This is a genomic window from Lichenibacterium minor (assembly GCF_004137685.1).
In the GTDB taxonomy this organism is placed as follows: domain Bacteria; phylum Pseudomonadota; class Alphaproteobacteria; order Rhizobiales; family Beijerinckiaceae; genus Lichenihabitans; species Lichenihabitans minor.
This window is the reverse complement of sequence record NZ_QYBB01000056.1, coordinates 1-22,993: the sequence shown is the minus strand read 5'-3', so window position 1 is coordinate 22,993 and position 22,993 is coordinate 1. Positions and strand designations below refer to the sequence as shown.

22 protein-coding genes and 1 pseudogene are annotated in these 22,993 nt (G+C 64.3%); 10 read left to right on the top strand and 13 right to left on the bottom strand.

The features are described 5' to 3' along the window. Positions 1–563: 563 nt before the first annotated feature. From D3273_RS24495 to D3273_RS24485, 3 genes are all read right to left on the bottom strand, one after another. Entirely contained in the window at positions 564–944 is a 381-nt protein-coding gene (locus D3273_RS24495) for a hypothetical protein (RefSeq protein ID WP_129229590.1), read from the bottom strand. A 122-nt stretch (positions 945–1,066) separates the two neighbouring features. Further along, positions 1,067–1,714, bottom strand: a complete 648-nt coding sequence (locus D3273_RS24490) for a TetR/AcrR family transcriptional regulator (RefSeq protein WP_129229589.1) — start codon at positions 1,712–1,714, stop codon at positions 1,067–1,069. A 124-nt stretch (positions 1,715–1,838) separates the two neighbouring features. Continuing rightward, positions 1,839–2,390, bottom strand: coding sequence for a hypothetical protein (locus D3273_RS24485; protein ID WP_129229588.1), 552 nt, complete (start codon positions 2,388–2,390; stop codon positions 1,839–1,841). 998 nt (positions 2,391–3,388) lie between these two features. On the opposite strand from D3273_RS24485, the gene D3273_RS29425 reads away from it, so the two are divergent. Both D3273_RS29425 and D3273_RS24480 read left to right on the top strand, forming a co-directional pair. Next, the gene (locus D3273_RS29425; RefSeq protein ID WP_245501374.1) at positions 3,389–3,877 is read left to right on the top strand and encodes a winged helix-turn-helix domain-containing protein; all 489 of its coding nucleotides are present in this window, start codon (positions 3,389–3,391) and stop codon (positions 3,875–3,877) included. Then, positions 3,790–4,368: an IS630 family transposase gene (locus D3273_RS24480; RefSeq protein ID WP_245501375.1), complete on the top strand. Its 579-nt coding sequence runs from the start codon at positions 3,790–3,792 to the stop codon at positions 4,366–4,368. Before D3273_RS29425 ends, D3273_RS24480 begins: the two co-directional genes overlap by 88 nt. Before the next feature lie 283 nt (positions 4,369–4,651). Here the strand turns inward: D3273_RS24480 and D3273_RS28475 are convergent, their stop codons facing one another. Next, positions 4,652–4,795, bottom strand: coding sequence for a hypothetical protein (locus tag D3273_RS28475; protein WP_165359664.1), 144 nt, complete (start codon positions 4,793–4,795; stop codon positions 4,652–4,654). 251 nt (positions 4,796–5,046) lie between these two features. Between D3273_RS28475 and D3273_RS24475 the strand changes: the two are divergent. Continuing rightward, positions 5,047–5,184 (top strand): annotated as a pseudogene (locus D3273_RS24475) (IS256 family transposase); the annotation flags it as partial. Positions 5,185–5,433: 249 nt separating this feature from the next. Here D3273_RS24475 and D3273_RS24470 read toward each other — a convergent pair. The 3 genes from D3273_RS24470 to D3273_RS24460 form a co-directional block, all read right to left on the bottom strand. Continuing rightward, positions 5,434–7,071, bottom strand: coding sequence for a GMC oxidoreductase (locus D3273_RS24470; RefSeq protein ID WP_129229586.1), 1,638 nt, complete (start codon positions 7,069–7,071; stop codon positions 5,434–5,436). A 441-nt stretch (positions 7,072–7,512) separates the two neighbouring features. Beyond that, positions 7,513–7,635: a hypothetical protein gene (locus tag D3273_RS30060; RefSeq protein WP_428977803.1), complete on the bottom strand. Its 123-nt coding sequence runs from the start codon at positions 7,633–7,635 to the stop codon at positions 7,513–7,515. A gap of 189 nt (positions 7,636–7,824) precedes the next feature. After that, positions 7,825–8,457 carry a tyrosine-type recombinase/integrase gene (locus tag D3273_RS24460; protein WP_129229585.1) on the bottom strand — a complete coding sequence of 211 codons (633 nt, stop codon included), beginning with the start codon at positions 8,455–8,457 and terminating at the stop codon, positions 7,825–7,827. Between the two features lie 222 nt (positions 8,458–8,679). On the opposite strand from D3273_RS24460, the gene D3273_RS24455 reads away from it, so the two are divergent. From D3273_RS24455 to D3273_RS24440, 4 genes are all read left to right on the top strand, one after another. Beyond that, entirely contained in the window at positions 8,680–10,458 is a 1,779-nt protein-coding gene (locus tag D3273_RS24455; protein WP_129229584.1) for an alpha-glucosidase, read from the top strand. A 343-nt stretch (positions 10,459–10,801) separates the two neighbouring features. Next, positions 10,802–11,425, top strand: a complete 624-nt coding sequence (locus D3273_RS24450; RefSeq protein ID WP_129229583.1) for a (2Fe-2S)-binding protein — start codon at positions 10,802–10,804, stop codon at positions 11,423–11,425. A gap of 4 nt (positions 11,426–11,429) precedes the next feature. Continuing rightward, positions 11,430–12,452 (top strand): FAD binding domain-containing protein, encoded by a 1,023-nt coding sequence (locus tag D3273_RS24445; protein ID WP_129229582.1) that lies wholly within the window; start codon positions 11,430–11,432, stop codon positions 12,450–12,452. Positions 12,453–12,454: 2 nt separating this feature from the next. Next, positions 12,455–14,692 carry a xanthine dehydrogenase family protein molybdopterin-binding subunit gene (locus D3273_RS24440; RefSeq protein WP_245501373.1) on the top strand — a complete coding sequence of 746 codons (2,238 nt, stop codon included), beginning with the start codon at positions 12,455–12,457 and terminating at the stop codon, positions 14,690–14,692. Positions 14,693–14,995: 303 nt separating this feature from the next. On the opposite strand, the gene D3273_RS24435 is transcribed toward D3273_RS24440, so the two are convergent. The 3 genes from D3273_RS24435 to D3273_RS24425 all read right to left on the bottom strand — a co-directional run bounded on the left by D3273_RS24435 (position 14,996) and on the right by D3273_RS24425 (position 19,286). Then, positions 14,996–16,117 (bottom strand): hypothetical protein, encoded by a 1,122-nt coding sequence (locus D3273_RS24435; protein WP_129229581.1) that lies wholly within the window; start codon positions 16,115–16,117, stop codon positions 14,996–14,998. Between the two features lie 114 nt (positions 16,118–16,231). After that, on the bottom strand, positions 16,232–18,457 hold the full coding sequence (locus tag D3273_RS24430; RefSeq protein WP_129229580.1) for an EAL domain-containing protein: 2,226 nt from the start codon (positions 18,455–18,457) through the stop codon (positions 16,232–16,234). 292 nt (positions 18,458–18,749) lie between these two features. Beyond that, a complete protein-coding gene (locus D3273_RS24425; RefSeq protein ID WP_129229579.1) occupies positions 18,750–19,286 on the bottom strand; it encodes a tyrosine-type recombinase/integrase in 537 nt (178 codons plus the stop codon). Between the two features lie 195 nt (positions 19,287–19,481). On the opposite strand from D3273_RS24425, the gene D3273_RS24420 reads away from it, so the two are divergent. Next, on the top strand, positions 19,482–19,757 hold the full coding sequence (locus D3273_RS24420) for a hypothetical protein (protein ID WP_129229578.1): 276 nt from the start codon (positions 19,482–19,484) through the stop codon (positions 19,755–19,757). A 1-nt stretch (position 19,758) separates the two neighbouring features. Here D3273_RS24420 and D3273_RS24415 read toward each other — a convergent pair whose 3' ends face one another. Together D3273_RS24415 and D3273_RS24410 are read right to left on the bottom strand one after the other, a co-directional pair. Further along, a complete protein-coding gene (locus D3273_RS24415) occupies positions 19,759–19,974 on the bottom strand; it encodes a hypothetical protein (protein WP_129229577.1) in 216 nt (71 codons plus the stop codon). After that, positions 19,971–20,306: a hypothetical protein gene (locus D3273_RS24410; RefSeq protein ID WP_129229576.1), complete on the bottom strand. Its 336-nt coding sequence runs from the start codon at positions 20,304–20,306 to the stop codon at positions 19,971–19,973. Before D3273_RS24410 ends, D3273_RS24415 begins: the two co-directional genes overlap by 4 nt. 348 nt (positions 20,307–20,654) lie before the next feature. Here D3273_RS24410 and D3273_RS24405 point away from each other — a divergent pair, with 348 nt between their 5' ends. Next, a complete protein-coding gene (locus tag D3273_RS24405) occupies positions 20,655–21,848 on the top strand; it encodes a tyrosine-type recombinase/integrase (protein WP_129229575.1) in 1,194 nt (397 codons plus the stop codon). After that, positions 21,845–22,468, top strand: a complete 624-nt coding sequence (locus tag D3273_RS24400; RefSeq protein ID WP_129229574.1) for a hypothetical protein — start codon at positions 21,845–21,847, stop codon at positions 22,466–22,468. Before D3273_RS24405 ends, D3273_RS24400 begins: the two co-directional genes overlap by 4 nt. A 69-nt stretch (positions 22,469–22,537) precedes the next feature. Here D3273_RS24400 and D3273_RS24395 read toward each other — a convergent pair. Then, positions 22,538–22,993 (bottom strand): IS66 family transposase (locus tag D3273_RS24395; RefSeq protein ID WP_165359663.1); only part of this gene is annotated, 456 nt, incomplete at its 5' end.

Here is a 22,993-nt window from a genome sequence, read left to right as displayed (position 1 = left end):
CCCACATCGCAGCCTGAGACCCGTCAGGAGCCGCGGTGAGCACCAGACCAAACTCCACCACCTTGACGGACGTGATCCCGGGCGTTTCTGATCCGATCAGGTCAGCTCGGAAGCAGACGTTCGTCAACCGATGCAGACCAACGAACGCCGACCTGCGATGGACGGACTTGCTATGCGGGTCGCGGAATGTCGGATGAAGCGCGGTACCAGCGAGGAGCCGAGTTCCAACACCGAGCCGATGCGGACCCGTCCTACTCCTCGGCCGCGCCCCCAAAGAGGGTCGAGGCCGCGATAGGCGAAGGTAATCGCTGAAATTCGCCGCCTAAGTTCCGTATTCAGTCGATTGTAGATATTCATAAGCTCGCTGTTTGGGGTGGGGAATGATCGGCGCCGATCTTGACCTCACCCCAAGATCGAATTCTTTCGCAATTGTAGCGGATTGATCTGGGTAGGGACAGGGGCGAAGTTCAGTGCATTATGCACAATGCATAGGGTGTCGCCAGAAGTCCTTGGGGAACTAAAAGCGCCCTTGGTGCGTGACTCAAAACGATTCGACTCCCCTGTCAATTTGTTGAGTTGTGATTGAGGTGCAGGAAACTGTGTCGCTTTCCCCAATGGTCGATCCGTGAAAGGATCTCTTTTTGCACGTCTTGGCTCCTCAAAAGGACAACGTTGTCTGGACACTTGATGGGGCGGTCCACCTCATCAAAAACGGCTACGAACAGGAGGTTGGGCCAGTGCTCAGCCGCGTTGAACAACTCTTCCTGGAAGGAGTTGGCCGGCTCAGAGATGATAAGATCGACGTCGTCTCCGCTTTCCCACAGATGATCGAAGACATCGTCCATCGAGGCGTAAACTTTCACTTTCCAGTTCTGAAGAAGAGAGCAGACATAGTCCTGGAGTTTCTCGCGGTTGTGGTGAAGGCAGATGAACGCTTTAGCCATGTCAGCCACCTTGTGCTCGATATTGATCGACGGTCGGGGGAAGGGGATGATGTCGACAGCGAAGGGGCTGTGGGATACACCCTGCAACTAATAGAGAATCGATCGAGCTTTTTCCTGCAATGTCAACCAAGGAGGCCTTTCGTGAACAGCTTGAAAGTCTCTTCGCTGAGTTTCTTAACGGCAAACGCGGCCTCGTCTTGATCTGTGATGTTGAGGAGATGAGGCTGTCGCCCGAGATATTTGCACTGGGCCCAGAGCGAAGAATGGAGGAAAGCTGGATCAATTGCCCGAACCGTCCGTTCCTCGACAAATTTTTTCATGAACGAAAATAGATCACCATACTGCCTAGACATTTCCGCGATCTCATCGCTCCTTTTTCTGCGCATGGTAGCATCGATGTAATAATCGAGGGCGTAACCAGACTTAAAATTAAAGTCTATGAACTCGTGCCCGAGCGATCGAAACCTATCCATTAGATCTGAGTAGTCATTGATAATGTTGCCGACGCGGTCGATGTAGGTTGATATCAGCGGGGAAGCCGATACGATGATCAGGTCAAGCTTGTCAGGAAAATAGTAGCTGATCAGTGCGGGGGTCACCCCTGCATATTCGGCGATCTGAAGCCTTTGGACATTCGTGAGAGGTGTGGAGCGCATGAACTTCTGCATACTCGCGATGATAGTCTGCTGTCCCCCGGGCTGCGTGCCCGCTGAAGGACGGCCGATGCGAACCCTATCGCCCATAGCGGTGCTCGAATCGGAGTTCGCCATACTGCTTCACCTCTTGCCGATTTCATTCGCCATCGTATCCTCGCGCCAAAGGGGAAAGGCGCTTGTCGGGCACCGATTTTGTGCAGCCGAACTCCGACAGAGCGGTATGCGACTGATAATTTTCCTATGGCGTCGCGATATCAGTAGCCGCCATCTTTTCAACTTCACAGGTGAACGTATTGTCCTTGGGCGTGATCTCAGAGGGAAAGAGGATTCGCTCAAACGTGACATCGGATGGTGCGACGTTGGCGATGCGGGTAGAAACCTCCGCCACCTGCAGCCCTTGTGCATCGCGCGCTCTGCACCGCACGTCGATGTCTTTCATTTCCTTTGGTAGCACGTTGACCACCACGACGTGAACGTCCGTGCCACGCGGCTCTGCGCTGACTTGGCCGATCTTCACGGACAAAGAGTCGCCCGCCGAGGATCGGGATGGTTGAAGCGCGCCCTCTTGCATGTCCTTGCTCTGCCGACCATCGGTTCGTGGAGCGCTTTCCTTAGCAACCGAAGATGGTAGTGCTGCCTCGACGGTCGCTACCTGTGATGCTGGCTCTAGTTGTAGAGGTACAGGACTGCTCGGCAGTTTCAACGTCTCGCCAGCGATCGACGGTGTTGTTGATGCACTTGTGTTCGATGGCTGCTTACGCCCATCGTCGATCGGAGAAGCTGCAGCCATGCGCGATTTCAAAGGCGAAGCTGGCGTCGACGCGAGAGCGCTTGTCGGAGGTGCGCCCCGTGCCGGATTCTTCTGGAGGTAAGGCTTGTCAATCGTTGACGTCGTGTCGACCGATCGTTCGGGCGCTGCTGGCGGCGAGGGATCGAGCGATGCGGCCCTTCTTGTATCCCTGTCCGGTACAGTGGCAGCTTCGGTAGGTTGGGGAGCGAGCTTAGAAGGTCGAGGTGTCAGAGGTGCGGGAATTGTGACCACCAGCGTCGGGGGCTTGCTTAAGGCCGTGGGTCGACTAACGGGCAAAGGTTTGGTCTCTCGCGCGACCTTAACCTGAGATCGCACATGCTCCGGTGACACCACAACCTTTGGCGGCTCTAGGGTGGGCCGCTCAGCGATAGGTGTATGAAAATCGGTTTTAACAACCTCCGTCTTAGGCCGATGTGACCTCAGCGGCTCTGCTGTCGTCAATCGGCCTTTCTGAACAGGTAATCGCACCACGGGGTGGATATTCTCAGAGATAGACCTAGTAATACTCCCGTGCGTGTCATAGCCTAACCAGGCTTGGCATAACTCATTGCATGGTAGTCCATTTACCTGGATTTCACGAGATTCTGCGGGTGATATGCCGCTTGCCGACGCCCCCAACGTGAGGCAACAAATGATAATTTTGGGTCGACCGTTCATATATTTTTGCATAGCTTTTCCTAGTTACCCACGTTGACACCGTTTGGATCTCCTTCGGGAAAGAACGAGTCCCACTGAAAGTTGCTTCGCGCGGCATGCGCCAAATTAACCATCTGCAGAGATGCGTGGCGAACGAACGGCCTGATTGATACCGGATCCGCGACATTGACTCGCTGGGAGCGGATTCCCGCTGCCCCGAGACGGGTTTAGGCTGAGGCCCTTCTGGAGGGCTGTGCCATGAGGCGCGTCGCGGATCACCTGGACATCCCGGAACTAGGAGACGTTTCAGGACCTGCCCTGATCCGGTCGAGGCCCGTCACGTGCAGGTGATCTGGTTGTTGGCGCAGGGCCATACGGTCGGAGCGACGTCCAAGGTGACGGCTTTCGGGACGCGCTGGGTCGAGCAGTTGCTGGAGCGCCCCAACGCGTCCGGGCCCGACGCTCTGGCCAACGGGCGGCGGCATAACGGCCTCAAGCCAAGCCTGCTGACAGCGGAGGTGCTGGAGGTGGTGCGGCTGCGGCTGGCCGAGCCGCCGCCCGACGGCGGGCTGTGGTCGAGCCGCAAGGTGGCACAGGTGATGGCGACCCATCTGGGGCTGGAGCGCGTGCTGCCCCAGCGCGGCTGGGAGGCGCTGAAAGCGCTCGGCTGGTCGTTGCAGCGGCCGCGGCCCAAGAACCCGAAGTCCGCCACGGCCGAAGAGGCGACGGCGTTCAAAAAAAGCTGGCGGACGCCGTCGCCGAGGAAACCGCCGCCCACCCCGGCGTCGCCGTCGAGGTGTTCTGCACCGACGAGCACCGCCTCGGCCTGAAGCCGGTGCTGCGCGCGGTGTGGGCCCCCAAGGGGCAGCGTCCGACAGCCCTCGGCCACCACCGCTTCCAGTGGCTCTATGTCACCGCCTTCGTGGGCCCGGCCACGGGCGAAACGGTGTGGTACCTGACCGACACCGTGTCCAAGCCGCTGTTCGCCGACCTGCTCGACGCCTTTGCACGCGCGGTCGGCGCCGGTCCCGAGAAGCGCGTCGTGCTGCTGCTCGACAATGCCGGCTGGCACACCCTGCCCAACCTCGCCGTGCCGGACGGCATCAGACTCTTCTACCTGCCGCCCTACAGTCCCGAACTGCAGCCCGCCGAGACGCTCTGGACGCCCGTGGACGAGCCCATCGTCAACACGTTCGTCCCCACCCTGACCAGGCTCATCGAAACCATCACCGAGCGGTGCACCGACCTCACCACCCGCCAACCTGAGATCAGCTCGCGCACAAACTTCGCCTGGTGGCCCAAAAACTACGCCCCGGCCTAATCTCACGGATCCAGTATGATGTCGCATGAGACCTGCATCGGATCGAGCATCCGCCTCCCATTCGGCGTCGCTCCGCGGATCCGGGCGGCGCCTACCACAATGTCGCGCTCGGATGCCGTTATCGGGGCGGGAGTCTCTGTCGCCTCTTTCAGGGCAGTCGTCGCCTCGCTCGATCGATTCCGAGGACGTCCATGTCGAGACGCGCGGGCGTCGATGGCCGGGCGGCGTCTCACCTGCCCCAGCCCCGCCTGCGGCCGCACCGATCCCGGCCGTGCGGGCCCCGTCATCCATTTATTGACGCGCTCCCGATGATGAACTCCATCCCCGCCCCGGCGTGGATACCGGTCGTGTTGGATATGGGCAGGGTGGTGTCGGACGGACCGAGCAGCGGCGTGAGCTCCATGCAGCCGAGGATCACCCCGTCCACGCCCTCCCGTCGAAGGCGCTCGATGATTTCAAGGTAGGCCTCCTTCGACCGAGCCCGGATGGACCGACTCGATTGGCAAGGACGACGAGATGTCATTCGTGCTCTGGTGAAGTACATCGGGATCGATCGCGACCAGATCGAGGTGGTGTTCCGCGTGCCGGGGTCAACAGCACCGACCGGTGGTGACACTCCGCATCCAGGCTTAAGCGGAACAGTTGCCCCAGAGCACGTTCGGCAACATTATGGGAAGGACCATCACGCGGCTCGTCGGAGCCATCCTGCTCGAACAGAACGACGAGTGGCAGCTCCAGCACCGCTACATGACGCTCGAAACCATGGCCGGCAGCACCGACGAGCAGCGGGCGACCTTGACCCATCTCGCAGCCTGACGCCCGTCGGGAGTCACTGTGAACACCCAATAATTCCCCACCATCGTGATGAACGTGATCGAGGCGGACGAAGCAAAGCCGTGAGGGGGGCGCCATGCGGGCATGATCTTCACCGACGACGGCATCAGGCGTTCTCAGAACCAGCCCGAGCTGGCCGCCGTTCCGCACTGCCATAGCGATCGCCTTGCGCTGTCGGACCAATAGCATGTCGATTACGAAAAGATCCGTGGCCCTACCTGCGCTGACAGGTCAGGAACTTGCGGTCGCAACGGCGTCCGACGGCGTCCGCCAGCTTGAATTGTCGGACTTGTCGGATGCGATGTGACGGGCGAGGCGGATAGCCAGGGCCACCGCGGTCTGGGTGGGATTAGCGTGTCCCGAGCTCGGGAAAACGGACGACCCCGCGACGAAGAGGCCGCGGATGCCGAAAACGGCGCAATCCGTATCGACAACTCCGGTGGCCGGATCGGACGACATGCGGGTAGCGCCGGTTGGATGGGCGACGTCGAGAAAGGATGCCGGAACAACGCCGTCGTCGACCTCCTCCGTGGGCTGGGGCACGGGGAGGCCCAAGCGAGCGGACTCGCGCATGAAAGTGTGCGCCATTGCTTGGAGAGTCCTAGCCTCGCGCTCGCCGACCCGCCAGTCGACGCGCGATATAGGCACTCCGAGCACGTCGCGCCTGTTCGAGAGAGTGATGCGGCTGTCGGGGTCGGGCGAGACCTCAACCATGCATTCGAGGTCAAGCCCCAGCATGCGGCGTACGGGGCTACGCCCAAGGGTAAAGCGCGCAGCGGCCTGCACCAATCGGGGTGCTCCGCGGGCGAGGGTGATGGCATCGCGGATACTGTCGCCGCGCATTCTGCCCATGCGGCTGAGGGCGTCGATGGGGTCCTCGGGCGACACGCGCCCGTTCAGCCAAGCGGCGGCGTTGAGGAGACCCCGGTCACGCTGATGGTTGCGGGAGAAGGCAACGCCGCGGGTGAGAACGGTTGGGGTGCCGTCCAAAACCCTGCGGAACGATCCAAAAGTTCGCTGGGCCGCGTCGATGTCGGCCTCGCGGAAGCGGGCCACGGGGCCGCGCTGGTGGTCCATCAGATGGCGGCCCACCTGGTCATGGGCATTGCCGAGTCCGCCTCGCACGACGCGGTCGGAGGCGAGGAGAAGGCGCGCGTTCTCTATGCCTCCCGCGCAGAGCACGACGACTGGAGACGAGACGCGACGGAAACGCCCGTCCAAGCCTCCGACCTCAAGGCCTATGACGGTGTCGGCCTGCGCCGTAACCTCGACCTGCGTGACGGTGGCGTTGAGAAGGCATCGAACGCCCGCCATCACGGGGGCTTCGGCGACGGTGGCAAAGCGCCTGAAGTCGCGCGAACGCGAGTCATGCCGACTGTAAGACCACAAATAGTCGACGAGCGGCCCTCCGTCGAAGCGAATGGAGCGGGCCAGGATGCCGTCGACATGGCCGGGCGCCAAGTTGTCCCCGACGACCCCCCCAAGGTGGGTAGCGGCGGCTGCCAGAAACCGGGCCATCTCGGGCCGAGCGATCGGCCATCCGGATCCGGGCACCCAGGGCCGACGCTCAAAGTCGGCGTTGTCGAAGGCCGCAAGGCGGCCGGACCACGTGCGGGAGGAGCCCCCGAGGCCGCGGTTGCGGACGAGCCTCTGATCGACGACGCGAGGCGCACCGACGTTCTCGACCTCGTTCAGGCTGTCGACCCATGCATCGGGTTCTCGCCCGCCGCTCTCGATGACGACAACCGAGATGCCGGCAAGGGCGAGCTCGGACGCGACTGCGTGACCCACTGGCCCGGATCCCACGATGCAGACTTCCGCGTGGACGACCGCGCCCGCAGCAATCGTCCTGAGATCGCTAATATCCAATGTGTGACTACCGATGGAGACGGGGTTCGCGACTGTGCGTTGGCTAGCAGGGTCCCGCCCCGGAAGCCAGAGGACGGGAATAGAATAGGACCAATCTAAATTTTTTTTTGCGATAATAAATACCTTTCCGTCAGCCGCAATCTACGACACATTAATTGATAAAAAATTCAGGATGCGCATTTTTCTGTCAGGCCCCCAGTCATTGGCCGTAGCCTGAGAGGCCAGGTGAGGTGGAGGGCTTCGATGGGCGCTTCACCTCGGATCGGAAGGGCCGGCGCGCATGGCGAGCCCGGAGGTGCTCAGGCGGCCTGCACCTCCACGAGGCTCCTTCCGCTACCCCGCTTGGTGACCCTGACCTGGGTGCGTATTCCGACGAAGCCGGCCGGGTATTCCGGGCTCTTCCGCAGTTTTGGTGCAGTTTCTGGATCGCGATGCGCTCCATCATGGCCGCGACATGGGGGACGACGCCTTGCGGCCGATGCCCTGGACCGTCTCCAAAGCCTCGACGGCGACGTCCAGGTCGCCTGCGTCGAGAAGTCCGAAGCCCTCGACGATGAACAGCACATCGCACGAGCCCTGACGTGCCTCAAGCACTCGCCGGCCATTGAACGTCCGCCCTGACCCGCGACATACCCCAAACCAGCCGGTCTGCTGTCCACCCTTCCTCGCCTGCCGTCGGAGCCGAGCCACCATCGGCCCTGGGTGAGGTAGGCTGCGCAGCCTCGACGTGCGCCTCGTCGGGCCGCGCAGATTTCAGATCTCCGTTTTCTCCGCGAGCGCCAGGGCGTCTTCGACATCGACGCCGAGGTAACGAACGGTGCTCTCGATCTTGGTGTGCCCGAGCAGGATCTGCACGGCGCGCAGGTTGCCTGTCTGCTTGTAGATCATGGCCGCCTTGGTTCGTCGCAGTGAGTGCGTGCCGTACTCCTCACGCCGGAGGCCGACACCGTTGACCCATTCCTCCACGAGCCGGGCGTACTGGCGCGTGCTGATGGGCTTGGCATGGTCGATCCGGCTCGGGAATACGTAGTCGGTTACCGCGCCTCCCCGGCGCTCCAGCCACGCGTTCAGGCTACCCTGGGCGTGGTCAAGCAGCTCGAACTGCACCGGCCGCTTCGTCTTCTGCTGGACCACGATGGCGCGGGAACGGACGCGCCCGCCCAGGACGATGTCACCGATCTTGATCTTGACGATGTCGCAGCCTCGTAGCTTGCTGTCGATCGCGAGATCGAACATGGCGCGGTCGCGCATGCGCTTCTTGCTGTCGAGCCAGAACCGGATGGCCCAGACCTGCTGCGGCTTGAGGGCTCGCTTGGCCCCGAGCTTACGCCCGGCGTTCCAGGCAGGTTTCCCCTTCGCGTCCGGATCGTGTTCTGATTGTCCCATGATGCCATCCTCCCATGGCCAGGTCGGCCATGGGGAGAACAGGACGATGGCTCGATGAGGACGTACGAAGGGAAGGCCTCTGCCAATCTGGGTGACGCCGGTGGCGAGCCATCTCGGGCGTATCGGGCCGGCCTCGCCTTGCGCCAAAGCTGACCCGACGTGTCATCGATGGTACCCGACCCAAGCCCTCCGCATTGAAGGCCGAAACTTCTCGACTTGATGATGCCCACACGCCGCGACGTCCTCCGCCTCATCGCCGTGCCCCTGGCCGGGCTCGCCTTCGCGGGGCGACCAGGCCTGCTGTTGGCGCAGGCCGAGGCAGTTGGCAACGAGACTTGGCGCTGGTGGAAGGAAGCGGTCGTCTACCAAATCTACCCCCGCTCTTTCATGGACTCGGACGGCGACGGTGTCGGCGACTTGCCGGGCATCGTGTCGAAGCTCGACTACATCGCGGCGCTCGGCGTCGACGTGGTGTGGCTCTGTCCGCACTACCCCAGCCCGAACGTCGACAACGGTTACGACGTCAGCGACTACCGGGCGGTGTCGCCGCTGTTTGGCACCATGGCGGACTTCGACGCGCTGGTGGCGGGGCTGAAAGCGCGCGGCATTCGCCTCATCGTCGACCTCGTGGTCAACCACACCTCGGACCAGCATCCCTGGTTCGAGCGGAGCCGGAGCGCCCGCGACGCGCCCGGCCGCGACTTCTACATCTGGCGCGACGGCCGCGACGGCGGGCCGCCCAGCAACTATCCGTCCCTTTTCGGCGGCCCGGCCTGGACGCGCGACGACACGACCGGTCAGTACTACCTGCACCTGTTCGCGCCGCAGCAGCCCGACCTCAATTGGGACGAGCCGAGGGTCCGCGCCGAGGTGCACGACATCATGCGCTTCTGGCTCGACCGGGGCGTGTCTGGCTTCCGGCTGGACGCCATCACCTTCATCTCGAAGCAGCCCGGCCTGCCCGACCTGACGCCGGACGAACTCCGCGATCCCACGCGCGTCTACGCTGACGGCCCGCACCGCGACGACTACCTGCGGGAGATGGACCGGGAGGTGCTGAGCCACACCGACGCCATGACGGTCGGCGAGGCCGGCGGCGTGTCGGCCGAGGGGGCGCGGACGCTGACGGATGCGCGCCGCCATGAGCTCGACATGGTGTTCACCTTCGCGCTGGTCGGCCTCGCGCGAACTGTCGAGTCGCCGTCGGCCTTGCTGCCCGCCATGCGCCGCATCATCGCCGAGCGCGACCGCGCCGCAGGCGACGACGGCTGGGTCGCGTCCTACCTGGAGAACCACGACCAGCCGCGCAGCCTGTCGCACTTCGGCGACCCCGACCTGGCCTGGCGCACGAGATCCGCCAAAGTGCTGGCCACGCTGTTGCTGACCCAGCGCGCGACACCCTTCGTATACCAGGGCGAGGAACTCGGCATGGCGAACTACCCGTTCACGTCCATCGAGCAGATCGAGGACGTGCGGGCGAAACGGGAATGGCGGGAGCGGATCGAGAGCGGCGCCGTTCCGGCCGCCGTGGCACTTGACGCGTTGCGCCACACCGGTCGCGACAACGCCCGCACGCCGATGCAGTGGACCGCCGGGCTGCAGGCGGGCTTCACGACGGGCAGGCCCTGGCTACCGGTCAACCCCGACGCTGTTACCGTCAACGCCGCCGGCGAGGGTGCCGACCCGAACTCCGTCCTGTTGTTCTACCGGTGCCTCATCGCTCTGCGAAAGCGCGTGCCGGCCCTGGTCCATGGCGCTTGGCGCGACATCGACCCGGACCACCCCGTCGTGTTCGGCTACACCCGCACGCTCCCCGATGCGGCCTGCCTCGTGCTGATGAACTTCGGCCGCGAGCCGATCGCCTACCGCCTTCCCCCTGGCGTCCTCGCGGGCGAGGTCCTGCTGTCGAGCGAGGCTGGGACCGGCCCGGCGCCCGGCGTGCCCGTCGTCCAACTCGCTGGGTGGCAGAGCCTCATCCTGTCGACGGCTCCGGCGCTTTGAGCTTTCGCCGCCGCATCACGGTCAGGACCGGTCCCGGCCTGCCCGACAGCCTTCGCCGGCTCGAACCGGATCTGGTCGCCGGTGAGCATCGGCGGGTCGTCGCATCACCAGTGTCGACGGACCACGCCACGGCGCGGTGTATGTAGCCGACATCCCGACTGACGATCTACGCACGGCGAAGTCGCGGCCGATGAGGGATGGCAGGCGGCCATGACCCGGACCAGTCCGCCTTGGAAACGCTCCAAAGAAGGATAGGCTCGGGATCCAGCTGGGGGCGACATGCGCCGGCCGGTCGCGGGCTCTAGTCCGCATTGATCTGTCGAGGCACCCTGCGGAGGCCGCCATGACGAACCACAGTGACGACGAGCGCCCGGCATCTGTCAGCCGACGGCGGTTCCTCGGAGCCACGGCCTCGACGGCGGCCTTCCCCCTGGTGGGAGTTGCTGCGGCGGGACAGGCCGCAGCCCAGACCATGCCACCCCCGGACCCGCAGGCTCCGGTCGACGTGAAGCTGTCGATCAACGGAGAGATGTACCGCGTGGGCCTCGACGTGCGGACGACGCTGCTCGACGCCCTGCGCGACCACATCGGGCTCACCGGGTCCAAGAAGGGTTGCGACCACGGCCAGTGCGGCGCTTGCACGGTGCTGGTCGACGGCCGGCGCACCCTGGCGTGCCTCACCCTCGCTGTCGCCGCGCAGGGCCGGGAGGTCACCACGGTCGAGGGCCTCGCCCGCGCCGACGGTCCGCTGCACCCGATGCAGCAGGCCTTCGTCGATCACGACGCCTTCCAGTGCGGCTATTGCACCCCGGGCCAGATCATGTCGGCGATCGGCTGCGTGAAGGAGGGCCATGCGGGCAACGACGACGCCATTCGCGAATACATGAGCGGCAATCTGTGCCGCTGCGCCGCCTACCCGAACATCGTCGCGGCCGTGCGCCAGGCGAAGCTTCAGATGGAGGGCTGAACCGATGCGCCCGTTCCTCTACGACCGCGCCACATCCGCGGACCTCGCGGCCAGCGCTCTCGCGACCTCCGCAGATGCTCCGCTCGTGCAGGGCCGCGTGGACGCCGAGTACCTCGCTGGCGGTACGACCCTGCTCGACCTGATGAAGCTCGACGTGATGCAGCCCGCGCGCGTCACCGATATCACCGTCCTCGACGCGCGGCACGGGACCATCACGGTCACCGACGCAGGACTGAAGCTCGGCGCGCTGGTCAAGATGTCGGCCGCGGCCGACCACCCCGAGATCGTCGCGCGATACCCTGTCCTGGCGCAGAGCCTGACGCTCGCCGCCAGCGCGCAGCTGCGCAACATGGCGACGCTCGGCGGCAACGTCCTGCAGCGTACGCGCTGCAACTATTTCCGCGACACGTCCTGGTCGGCCTGCAACAAGCGGAACCCTGGATCGGGATGCGCGGCGCTGGACGGGGTGAACCGGCAGCACGCGGTGCTCGGGGCCAGCGAAGCCTGCATCGCCACCTACCCGGGGGACTTCGCCCAGGCCCTGATGGCGCTCGACGCCACGGTCGACATCGTCGGAGCCGCGGGCCCCCGCACCATCCCGTTCGCGGCGTTGCACCGGCTGCCCGGGTCAACCCCGCATGTCGAGACCACGCTGGCAGCGGGCGACCTGATCACCGGCCTGTCGGTCCCGCCCGGCCCCTGGACGCGGCGGTCGCTCTACCTGAAGATCCGCGACCGGCAGTCCTACGAGTTCGCCCTCGCCTCGGCGGCCGTCGCGCTCGACCTGCAGGGGGGCGTCGTCCGGCAGGCCCGGATCGCGCTCGGCGGGGTCGCCACCACGCCGTGGCGCGCGCGCGACGCTGAAGCCGCGCTGGCAGGGAAGCCGATCAACGAGGCCACGGCCGCCGATGCGGCCCGGATCGCCTTCGCGGGATCGAAGCCGCGCGAGCACAACGCCTACAAGGTCGCGCTGGGTCAGAGGACCGTCGTGCGCGCCCTGCTGCAAGCCGCGACGCTGGAGGATTGACCATGGCCGACGCCGTCTTCTCGACCCTCGTGGAAGCGCCCGCCCCGAAGAGCAACATGGGGGAGCCCGTGCCACGCTACGACGCCCGCGCCAAGGTGACGGGCAGCGCCCTCTACGCGTCTGACGTCGCCCTGCCGGATGTCGCCTACGCGTTCCTGGTGACCAGCGCCATCGCCAAGGGGCGCGTCAGATCCTTCGATCTCCGGGAAGCCCGCGCCCTGCCGGGCGTGCTCGACATCCTGACGCACGGCAACATCGGCGACGCGATCCGGCCCGTTAAGTTCTTCACGGAAGGCGGCCCGGCGTCGAACAGCGTCCTGCCGCTCGGTTCGCCCGAGATCGCCTACGGGGGGCAGACGATCGCGGTCGTGCTCGCCAACAGCTACGAGGTCGCGCGCGACGCCGCGCATCGCGTCCTGGTCGACTACGAGATCGACCGGCCCTCGGCGACCTTCGCGTCGCCCGGCGCCGTGGACCAGGAGCTGGCGACGCAGAACAAGAAGCACGACGACCCGAAGGTCGGCGACTTCGCGGGCGCCTATGCGTCGTCTCCCGTGACGGTCGACGTGAGCTATTCGACCCCGGCCCAGCACCACAACCCGATCGAGCTTTTCGCCACCCAGTGCTCCTGGACCGGCGCACAGCTCACCGTCCACGAGCCGAGCCAGAACGTCTACGGCATCAAGAACGGCCTCGCGGCCCAGCTCGGGATCGAACCGAGCCAGATTCGGGTGGTCAGCCCCTACGTCGGGGGCGCCTTCGGCTCCAAGGGGGGCCTGACGCAGCGGACGGCCCTCGTGGCTGTCGCGGCCCGCAAGCTGGGCCGGCCGGTGAAGCTCGTGCCGACGCGCGAGCAGGGCTTCACGGTCGCCACCTACCGGTCCGAGACCAAGCACAGGGTGAGGCTCGGCGCGTCACGCGACGGCCGGCTCCAGGCGCTGAGCCACGACGGCTTTGAGGTGACGTCGCGGCCGGATCCTTACGCGGTGGCGGGCACCGACGCCTCGACGCGCATGTATGCCTGCCCCAACATCGCCAGCAGCGTCACGATCGTGCGGGCGGACCGGTCGACGCCCGGCTTCATGCGGGCGCCGGCCGAGACGCCCTATTTCTTCGCGCTCGAAAGCGCCATGGACGAACTGGCGGTGGCTCTCGCCATGGACCCAGTCGAGCTGCGGCGCGTCAACGACACGATGAAGGATCCAATCAAGGGCCTGCCCTACACCAGCCGTGCCCTCATTCCCTGCTTCGATCGGGCAGCGGAGGCTTTCGGCTGGGCGAAGCGCGACGCACGGCCCGGCTCCATGCGCGACGCCGACTGGCTGGTCGGCTGGGGCTGCGCGACCTCGGCCTATCCGACCCAGATGGCAGCGGCCTCCGCCCGCGTCAGCCTGTTCCCGGACGGCACGGCGCGCGTCGAGACCGCCGGCCACGAGATCGGCAACGGCCTCTATACGGTGGCGGCGCAGGTGGCGGCGGAGCGGCTCGGCCTGCCAGTCGGGCGCGTGACTGTGCTGCTCGGCGACACGGACCTTCCGCCGGCCCCCGTGGCGGGCGGCTCGATCTCGACCGCGAGCGTGTGCTCGGTCATCGCCCAGGCCTGCGACGCCATTCGGGCGAGGCTGTCCGACGGCACGACACCGACGGGCGACCTCGTCGCCGCCCTGAAGGAGCGCGGCATGGGTTCGGTGCAGGAATATGCCGAATGGGTGCCGCACGGCGCCCCCAAGGGCGCGATGGGGATGCTGTATCGCGGCGCCGCCCAGCCGACCGGCGGCGCCAAGCTCCAGGACCGCATCCAGTTCGCCTTCGGGGCGCAGTTCGTCGAGGTGCGGGTCCACGCCCGAACCCGCGAGATCCGCGTCCCCCGCATCGTCGGCGCCTTTGCGTCCGGCCGCATCATGAACACCCGCACGGCCCACAGCCAGTACATGGGCGGCATGATCTGGGGCATCGGCTCCGCGCTGCACGAGGAGACCGAGATCGACGCCAATGCGGCACGCTACGTCAACACCAACTTGGCCGACTATCTCGTCCCGGTGAACGCCGACGTGGTGGATGTCGAGGTGATCATGGTGCCGGAGGAAGACAGCCAGGTGAACCCGCTCGGCATCAAGGGCATCGGTGAGATCGGCATCGTCGGGACATCCGCGGCGGTCGCCAACGCCGTCTACCACGCCACGGGCCAACGGCTGCGGGACCTTCCCCTGCGGATCGATACGCTGGTCACGGGCGCATGACGCTCTCGACCTTGGTGATGAGCTTATCAGAGAGTGCCGTGAGCTCGGAACGCATCTTCTTGTAGCGATCGCTCGGGGCTGCTCTCGACCCATCGCGGCTGTACAACGCAGGTTGCGCTTCGCTCCGAAGCAGACGCTCATGCATGGAAGGGATTCGTTGTCGGAGCATCCTCGAAGCGTCTCTCCTCTGCTTCTTCGGGCGGCGTGGTGCGAATGATCCCGCCTGCCTCCGGGCGAGGATCTCGGGACCACCCTGTGGCGCTTCGCCCTGTCGCTCGAGAACCTCAGGACTCACCACCAGCTTCACCCCATGACTGCACTTCGCGGTGTCGCCCCATCCGTGCCGACATGAGGTTCGCCGGCGTTCAGCGTCACCATGGACGCGTGCCAGTCCCTCACCTTGGCCCACATCCGATCCTCGGACCGTCGGCGGACCTGCTCCACCGTGGACGAGAAGGCGCCGCGGGCGGCCTCGTCCGGGGCCACGGCGGCGATCTTGCGATGAAGCGCTTCGTCCATTGCGACGACTTCCAGCAGGCGGTCGGCGTCCGCACCGGATCCGCCCCTCGCCGTCAAGGCCTCAAACAAACCGCTGCGGTACTGCCAGCGCTCCGCCTCCGAACCGAGCGACGCAAATTCGCGTATCACCTGCTCCGGTGACACCGAGGTGCGGGTGGCGTCGCGCCCCGCCTGACGTGCAATCTGGTACGAGCCGCCCAATGGGGGAAGATCGGCTCTGACGCTCCGCCCATCAATCATCTTTTCATCGAACATGCGATTGACGGCGGAGGGGAAGGCAGGCGGGAGATGGCCGGCATCCGCGACCGTAGGAGGCGCCCCTAATCCGCCGACGACGGCGTCGCGCTTCGGCCGGTAGCACAGTCGACCCGCCACCTGCATGATGATGGCGAGAATGGCGAGCAGAAGCGCGTAATCGGTCAGGATGATCTGGGCCGGGACGACCCCATTCAGCTCGCGCGCCAACCCGAGCGCGACGGGGAACAGCCAGCTCAATGTCGATACTGCGCCACAGCCGAGGACGACCGAACGCCGGATCTGATCGACTCCTTCGAACAACGGCCTGCCGATGTTGCGGACGATGAGCGGCAGCGCGAGCGTTTCGATGAAGAGAGCATTGATCGTGAGCACGACCACGACGACCAACTTGGCCTGAAGCTTGGGATTGGCGAGCACGGAGGCCGGGCCGTCCGGCGCGATGGCGATGATCAGCAGCCCCGACAACCAGACGACGACAAGCCCGGCCTTGACGAAGGTGGAGACGAACCTCGTCAGGGCCACGTTCTGTGCCGTGACTCTGGAGCCTCGCAGAAGACGCACGAGATCGATGTCCAGCATTAGGACGCCGCCGACGCCGCAGACGACGCCAAGGACATGGAACAGCAGTAGGATCGTTTTCGGGGTCATGTCCTCAGACTTCTCGCATCTATGGCTTGGAACCGGGGCGTTGCGTACGTCCCCGGAGATCGGAAAGGATGAAGGGATCGCTGTAGGAGGGCGATGCGCCGCGCTTCCGCGATGTCATGCGACGCTCTTGCCGCTCAAAAGCTGGGTGAACAGCATTTCGGCGACGGCACTGGCCGGGCGGGGAGGGCTGATGAGGTAGCCTTGCGCCTCCACGCAACCCTCGCGCTTCAGGTGAGCGAGTTGCTCGGCCGTCTCCACGCCTTCCGCGGTGGTCGACATGCCGAGGCCGTACCCGAGATCCATCACGGCCCGGACGATCGCCATGCACCCGTCGGTCTCGGCGAGGTCGCGCACGAAGGAACGGTCGATCTTAATCTTGTCGAACGGGAACTTGCGGAGATAGCTGAGCGACGAATAGCCGGTACCGAAATCATCCATGGAGATGCGCACCCCCAAATCGCGCAACTGATGCAACGTGGCGAGCGTGGCCTCGGTGTCCTGCAGGAGCAGACCTTCGGTGATCTCCAGCTCCAGGCGTTCAGCCTTCAATCGAGAAGCAGACAGGGCCGACATGACGTGGAGCACCAGGGAGCCGCTGCGGAACTGCAGGGGCGACAAGTTGACGGCGACCTTGATCTCCTCTGGCCAAGTCGCCGCCTCGCGGCAGGCCGTCTTAAGAACCCAGGCGCCGATCGATTCGATCTCACCAACCTCTTCGGCCAAAGAGATGAACTCGACGGGAGACACCATGCCGCGTGTCGGGTGGTTCCAGCGGATCAGGGCTTCGAAGCCGCAGATGGCATCGCTGTCGATGTTGACGAGCGGCTGATAGTAGAGTTCGAACTCGCGGTTGACGAGAGCGCGGCGCAGGTCGAGTTCCAGCTCGCGTCGGGCGAGCATCTGAGCATCCATGCCGGGTTCGAAGAAGCGAAGTGTTCCACGCCCTTCCGTCTTGGCGCGGTACAGGGCTAGGTCGGCGTTCTTGAGCAGATCGTCCGCTCCATCCCCATCGTGGGGCGCCAGCGACACTCCCACGCTGGCTCCGATCACGATCTGGTATCCCCGGATCTCATACGGCTCGCTCAAGCGCGCGATGATTTGTTCGCCCAGGTCGGTGCTCTCGTGGGGCTGCTCCGCACCGACCTGGATGACTGCGAACTCGTCTCCGCCGAGCCGCGCCACCAGGATCCTGTCCGAGACGAAAGATTGCAGGCGGTCGGCGACGGCCCTGAGCAGAGCGTCACCGACCGGATGGCCGAGCGTGTCGTTGACCTGCTTGAACCGATCGAGGTCGAGACAAAACACCGCCACGGTCTCGTCCGGAAGCCACTCCGATAGAGCGCGCTCGAGTTCCGATCCGAACAGGACGCGGTTGGGGAGCCCGGTCAGCGCATCATGGTGCGCCATGTGGCTGATCTGTTCCTCCGCCCGCATGCGCTCGTTGGTCTGCTCCTGCATGTTCATAAGAGCGCGCGCCACGATGCCGAGTTCGTCGACCCGCGCCGTGTGGGGGACGCGCTCGTGCAGGCGCCCCCTCGCGATGTTGTTGATTGAACCCGCCAGATCGCGCAGGGGACGGACCAGTTGCAGCCCCAGAGCGGAGAGTGCGGCGAAGAGTGCGATGCCGGCGACCGAGATGCCGACCACCAGATGCCAGGATAAGGCCTGAGCGCCTCGCGTGATCTGATCGATGGGGCGGACCACCTCGATGATGCCGCGCACGTCACCAACCTTCCAGTCTCGCTTGGGGGATTGGGCGTTCGAGTTGTGGCAGGCGACGCAGCTCGCATCCATGCGGTCCCCGACCGCGACGCGCAGCACCTCGCGCCCGTTGACGACCTCGCGACGTTCGAAATGGGCACCAGGATCGAGGGAGAGCTTGTCCCAAGCCTCGCGTTGAAAGTCGTCGAGCACGCGGCCGGCCCGCGTCGGCCAGGGAAAAGGGCTGACGAGGCCGACCTTGACCTGATCGTTGCTGAAAGCCTGGGCGACATCGAGGATGAAGGTGGTCGGGACAGGGATAGCTGAGGGATCGTTCTTGTAGCTTGCCGAGGCTTTCGCGCCGTCTTTGACGGCTTTGGACACGACATTTTCGGAGTAGAAGGCGCGCAAAGCCCTGAGTTGGTCGGCCGTCTGCAAGCCCTTGACCACGGCCTCTTCCAATGCCGTGTCGACGACGGCCTTCGGCGTGTAGATGCTGATGGCGATTACCATGGCGGCAACCACGAGGCAGATCGGCACCAGCATTTTAAGCAGAAGGGAACTCTGCAGAGCTGTGATCAGCTGTGGCAACCGGAGCGACCGGGGATCCCAGGGTTTCTCAATCGCAAGCGCATTCATGGGTAGCCGTCCGGGCTGAACTTGAGCCAGGATCAACCTGATGAGTCTCTAAACTCCTAATCGTCCTACATTACGGCTCGGAAAAGCCGCAATGTCGCAGTCGGCCGTTTATATCGGGAGATGGCCTGAACCGGAACACCAGGTCGCAATCCCGTCGTCCTACACGAGCCTCCGTCTGCTTCCGCTTGTGTGGCCTCAGGTACGGACGGACTGCTCTCCACCCTTCTGGACAGGAGCGACCCCTACGGCGGTCGAGGCAGCCGAAGTCACCATCACCTCGGCTGCCCGAGGGTCAGATCTCGGTCCGTTCCGCGAGCGTCAGGGCATCTTCGACGTCGACACTGAGGTAGCGAACCGTGCTCTCGATCTTGGTGTGCCCGAGCAGGATCTGCACGGCGCGCAGGTTGCCCGTCTGCTTGTAGATCATGGCGGCCTTGGTCCGCCGCAGCGAGTGCGTGCCGTAGTCCTCGCGCCGGAGGCCGACCCCGTTGACCCACTCCTCCACGAGCCGGGCGTACTGGCGCGTGCTAATCGGCTTGGCGTGGTCGATCCGGCTCGGGAACACGTAGTCGGTCACCGCGCCTCCCCGGCGTTCCAGCCACGCCTTCAGGCTCGCCTGGGCGTGGTCGAGCAGCTCGAACTGCACGGGCCGCTTCGTCTTCTGCTGGACCACGATGGCGCGGGACCGGACGCGGCCGCCTAGGACGAGGTCACCGATCTTGATCTTGACGATGTCGCAACCGCGCAGCTTGCTGTCGATCGCGAAGTCGAACATGGCGCAATCACGCATGCGCTTCTTGCTGTCGAGCCAGAACCGGATGGCCCACACCTGCTGCGGCTTGAGGGCCCGCTTCGCACCGAGCTGTAAATAAGCTTTGAACTTTGACCCCTCTCAGTTTCGCAATTAACTGCTTACCAGAACTCAGTAATTCGTCGTTCAGGGTGGGGTCGCGATCGGCGCCGACCGTGACCCCACCCCAAGGTAGGTTTCCCTGTTGTCTTACAATGGCTTAGTCTCGAGAAAGTGTGGGGTCAAAGTTCGGAGCTTATTTACAGCGAGGCCCGCATCGAGGGCGACCACATCGTGTTCCGGGTCCCCATCGGCTACCTGCCGGAGATCGCGTTGGGGGCGGAGGACGGTGGCACGGTGAACGACGCGGCGGCGTTCGCACGCGACCTCGTCGACCATCTCAATCACGAGGACGAGCAGGGCCTGTGCCCGTTCCACCGCATGTTCGACGGGGCCGTAGCCGAGGCTATCAACCAGGGCGCCTCAGGCGTCGAGATCGAGGGCGAGTGACCTACCGCACCACATCGAGCCTGAGCCTCCGCCACGCGTCGTCCCGCCCGACCTCGGGGTCGAGCACGGGCAGCGGATGCCACTGACGCGGAGGCCTCGACCCAGGTGGCGAACCGTTGAGCCGCTCGACGTAGGGAACGTTCCCGTTGGCGGGCTCGACGCGTGGGAACGCACCGAGCAGCGAGGCGACGAGCGGGGTGCGCGGACGGTCGGTCACGGTGTCGGCTCCTCGGCGCGCCACAGCGCCTCGAACGTCGCGGCCTGCTCCTCGACGACGTGCGCGGGCGGGCGGGGCGGCGTCAGGCCCGCGTCGCCGAGCGCCACGAGCAGGTCGGCATGGTCGCGCAGGCCGAGCGCCTCGACCGCGTCCTCGCGGGGGAGCGTCCCCGCCGCGTAGGCCCGGAGGGCGGCCTCGCGGGCCAGGAGAGCCAACACCTCGCGCTCGTCCAGGTCGAGCAGGTCCTCGATCGCGTCGAGGAATGTTTCGGCGATCGCGTCGTCGGTGACGGGCGGGGCGGCGGGCGCGGGGGTCGTTCCGGTGTCGTCCATGGGGTCAGTCAACGCCGGTTCGGGCGGGCTGTCGAGGGCAGTGCGTCAGTCTGAAATCACGACGTTTTGCACCACGTTATGCACCATGGGACCCACGTCGCTTTCGGGACAGACCGCGAACCGACTGATTTCCCTCGAGAAATCTGGTGCCGCAAGAGGGATTCGAACCCCCGACCCCCTCATTACGAATGACCGGGGGTGAGTAGGCATTCGAGATCATGAGTACGCATAAGGGCTGAAAAACCTTGCGTTTTTAGTCAGACCCGCTCATCTTCGGCATCATGGGGGATCGCTGGGAAGCACAATGTCGCTTCCCATGTGCTTCCCAATCTCGTGCCTGAAGGGTCCATGCGTCTCACAAAGGGTAACCTTGGCAAACTCACCCTGCCGGTCGGGAAATCGGAAGCGCTGATTTTTGATGAGGACCTGCCGGGCTTCGGCCTTCGGATCCGCGCGGGCGGGAAGCGCACCTGGGTCGCGCAGTATCGTATCGGCACGAAGCAGCGTCGCATCACTCTTGGAACGCCGGAAACGGTCGAGCCCGACGAGGCTCGGCGTCGCGCCAAGGAAGCTCTGGCGAAGGTAAGCCTCGGCGGGGATCCGCAGAGCGACAAGCATGCCGCCCGCGCCAGCGCCGCAGTCACGCTGGGCGCCATCGTTCCAAATTATCTCGCGCACGCCGCCAACCATCAAAGCGCAAATTACCACGCCGACGTGAAGCGCTATCTCGAAGTCCACTGGGCGCCCTTGGCTGAGATGGCGGTGGCGAAAATCGACCGCGCCAGGGTGTCCATGCAACTCGGCGAATTGTCGAAGGTGCGCGGCGCGCATTCGGCTGATCGCGCCCGTGCCGCCCTGTCTTCGCTATTTGGATGGGCGATCGGAGAGGGCTTGGCGCACGCTAACCCGACCGCGGATACGAACAGGCCCATCCAGCCCGAGACACGCGACCGCGTTCTTACTGACGCCGAGCTTGCGCTGGTGTGGCGGTGCGCGGGGGCGGGCGACTATGGGTTCATCGTGCAACTGCTTACGTTGACGGGCTGCCGACGCGAGGAGGTCGGCGCGATGGCTTGGAGCGAGTTGCAGGGCTCCATGTGGACCATTCCTGGGCGACGAACGAAGAATGGGCTGCCGCTTGAACTACCCTTACCGCCGTCTACAATGGCGATATTAGGTGGCGTGACGCGACGCGATGACCGTGACCTCATCTTCGGAGCCCGAACTGGTCCATTCTCAGGTTGGTCTAAGGCCAAGGCGGAGCTCGACGCTCGCATGCTGGCAGAAGTCAAAGCCGAGCGCGGCAGCAAGGCGGCGCTCGTACCGTGGCGCCATCACGACCTCAGGAGGACGGCTGCAACCCGTATGGGAGACCTCGGGGTGAAGCCGCACGTCGTCGAGGCGGTACTCAATCACATTTCAGGCAGTAAGGCTGGTGTCGCTGGGATCTATAATCGCGCAGCCTACCGCGACGAGAAAAGGGCGGCGCTCGCATTGTGGGCGAACCGAGTTAAGTTGGTCGTTGCAGGAGTTGAACCTTGAACACGACGCCTCGATTAACATCCGAGCTCTACAGCATCAGCCGCGAGAAGCTCCATCGTCTCGCAAATTCATTGTTAGATCATAACAGAGTACTGATGGGTGGAGGAATTGCATCTGTTGTGAGGGATGCTGAGAAATGGAGCAACTATCTCTCAGACAAAGATGCGATAGACCTGTTACCCAGCACGATCTCTTTTTCCAAATCGATAGACAAATTACTCGTGATTTTGGACAAGCTGGAGAAAACTGATTATGCGTCAGAGAATTTTTCTGAAAACATATGTACGGAGATATACAATCTAATAATTAGCACTATCTCGTTATCTAAGCATCTTGAAGTCACGGAGACTGCGTCGGTAATTATCAGACAGGAAGGAACCTCAAAGGCAAATCAAGCAATAAGAGCAAAAGGAGATCGGCGGATCGATATTGCTCGCCCGTTCATACTGGGTGCTGCCCTTAAGGCCAACGGAAAGCCGAAAAATTTAAATTCACTCCTTACAAAGGTAAATGACGCTCTTTTGATCATCAAGGATGAAAATGGTGTCTCGATCCACCCACCCATTGGGCTAAGACAGCTCTACCGATGGCTTGAGATGGTACGAGCAAACCCGACGTGATGGCCTCGTGCTTAAATTTGAAATGACAAGAGTAACTACCCACGGGGTGCTCGGCTTGGCTGAGCGCCGTTAGGCGCCGATGGTGCCCAGCACGGTGCTGAACGTGCCCGCGCCTGCGGTGATGCGAGCCGTAGCCACTACGGTGCGCACGGCGGCTTCACCCTTGGCGGACCACATGGCGCGATAGCCGTTGGTGTTCTTGCGTTGGATCACGGCGGGCCGCAGGTCGCGCTCGCAGGCATTGTTGGTTGGCTCGACCCGCCCGGGGAAGGACGCGAAGGTCAGAAGCTGGTCACGGGCGCGGCGCATCCGGTTCTGGATGTCGCGCGCCAGGTCGCAGGTGGCCGGGGCGGCGAGGATGTCGCCGAGGGAGCGCTCCAGCTTGCGGCGCTTGGTGGTCACCGTGGAGGACGCCGCTGTGGTGATGGTCCGCGCCAGGGCGAAGGCACCGTCGAGCCACAGCTTGAGCCGCAGGGCAAGGGTGTCGTCGCCGGCATCAAGCGCGTAGGCGACGTCGCGGGCGAG

What these genes read in the sequence shown, in the direction of transcription:
- D3273_RS24450 (WP_129229583.1), top strand. Translation starts at nt 10,802, where the DNA reads ATGACGAACCACAGTGACGACGAGCGCCCGGCATCTGTCAGCCGACGG.
- D3273_RS24455 (WP_129229584.1), top strand. Translation starts at nt 8,680, where the DNA reads ATGCCCACACGCCGCGACGTCCTCCGCCTCATCGCCGTGCCCCTGGCC.
- D3273_RS24430 (WP_129229580.1), bottom strand. Translation starts at nt 18,457, where the DNA reads ATGAATGCGCTTGCGATTGAGAAACCCTGGGATCCCCGGTCGCTCCGG.
- D3273_RS24405 (WP_129229575.1), top strand. Translation starts at nt 20,655, where the DNA reads ATGCGTCTCACAAAGGGTAACCTTGGCAAACTCACCCTGCCGGTCGGG.
- D3273_RS24445 (WP_129229582.1), top strand. Translation starts at nt 11,430, where the DNA reads ATGCGCCCGTTCCTCTACGACCGCGCCACATCCGCGGACCTCGCGGCC.
- D3273_RS24440 (WP_245501373.1), top strand. Translation starts at nt 12,455, where the DNA reads ATGGCCGACGCCGTCTTCTCGACCCTCGTGGAAGCGCCCGCCCCGAAG.
- D3273_RS24435 (WP_129229581.1), bottom strand. Translation starts at nt 16,117, where the DNA reads ATGACCCCGAAAACGATCCTACTGCTGTTCCATGTCCTTGGCGTCGTC.
- D3273_RS24490 (WP_129229589.1), bottom strand. Translation starts at nt 1,714, where the DNA reads ATGGCGAACTCCGATTCGAGCACCGCTATGGGCGATAGGGTTCGCATC.
- D3273_RS24460 (WP_129229585.1), bottom strand. Translation starts at nt 8,457, where the DNA reads ATGGGACAATCAGAACACGATCCGGACGCGAAGGGGAAACCTGCCTGG.
- D3273_RS24410 (WP_129229576.1), bottom strand. Translation starts at nt 20,306, where the DNA reads ATGGACGACACCGGAACGACCCCCGCGCCCGCCGCCCCGCCCGTCACC.
- D3273_RS24495 (WP_129229590.1), bottom strand. Translation starts at nt 944, where the DNA reads ATGGCTAAAGCGTTCATCTGCCTTCACCACAACCGCGAGAAACTCCAG.
- D3273_RS24485 (WP_129229588.1), bottom strand. Translation starts at nt 2,390, where the DNA reads ATGGCTGCAGCTTCTCCGATCGACGATGGGCGTAAGCAGCCATCGAAC.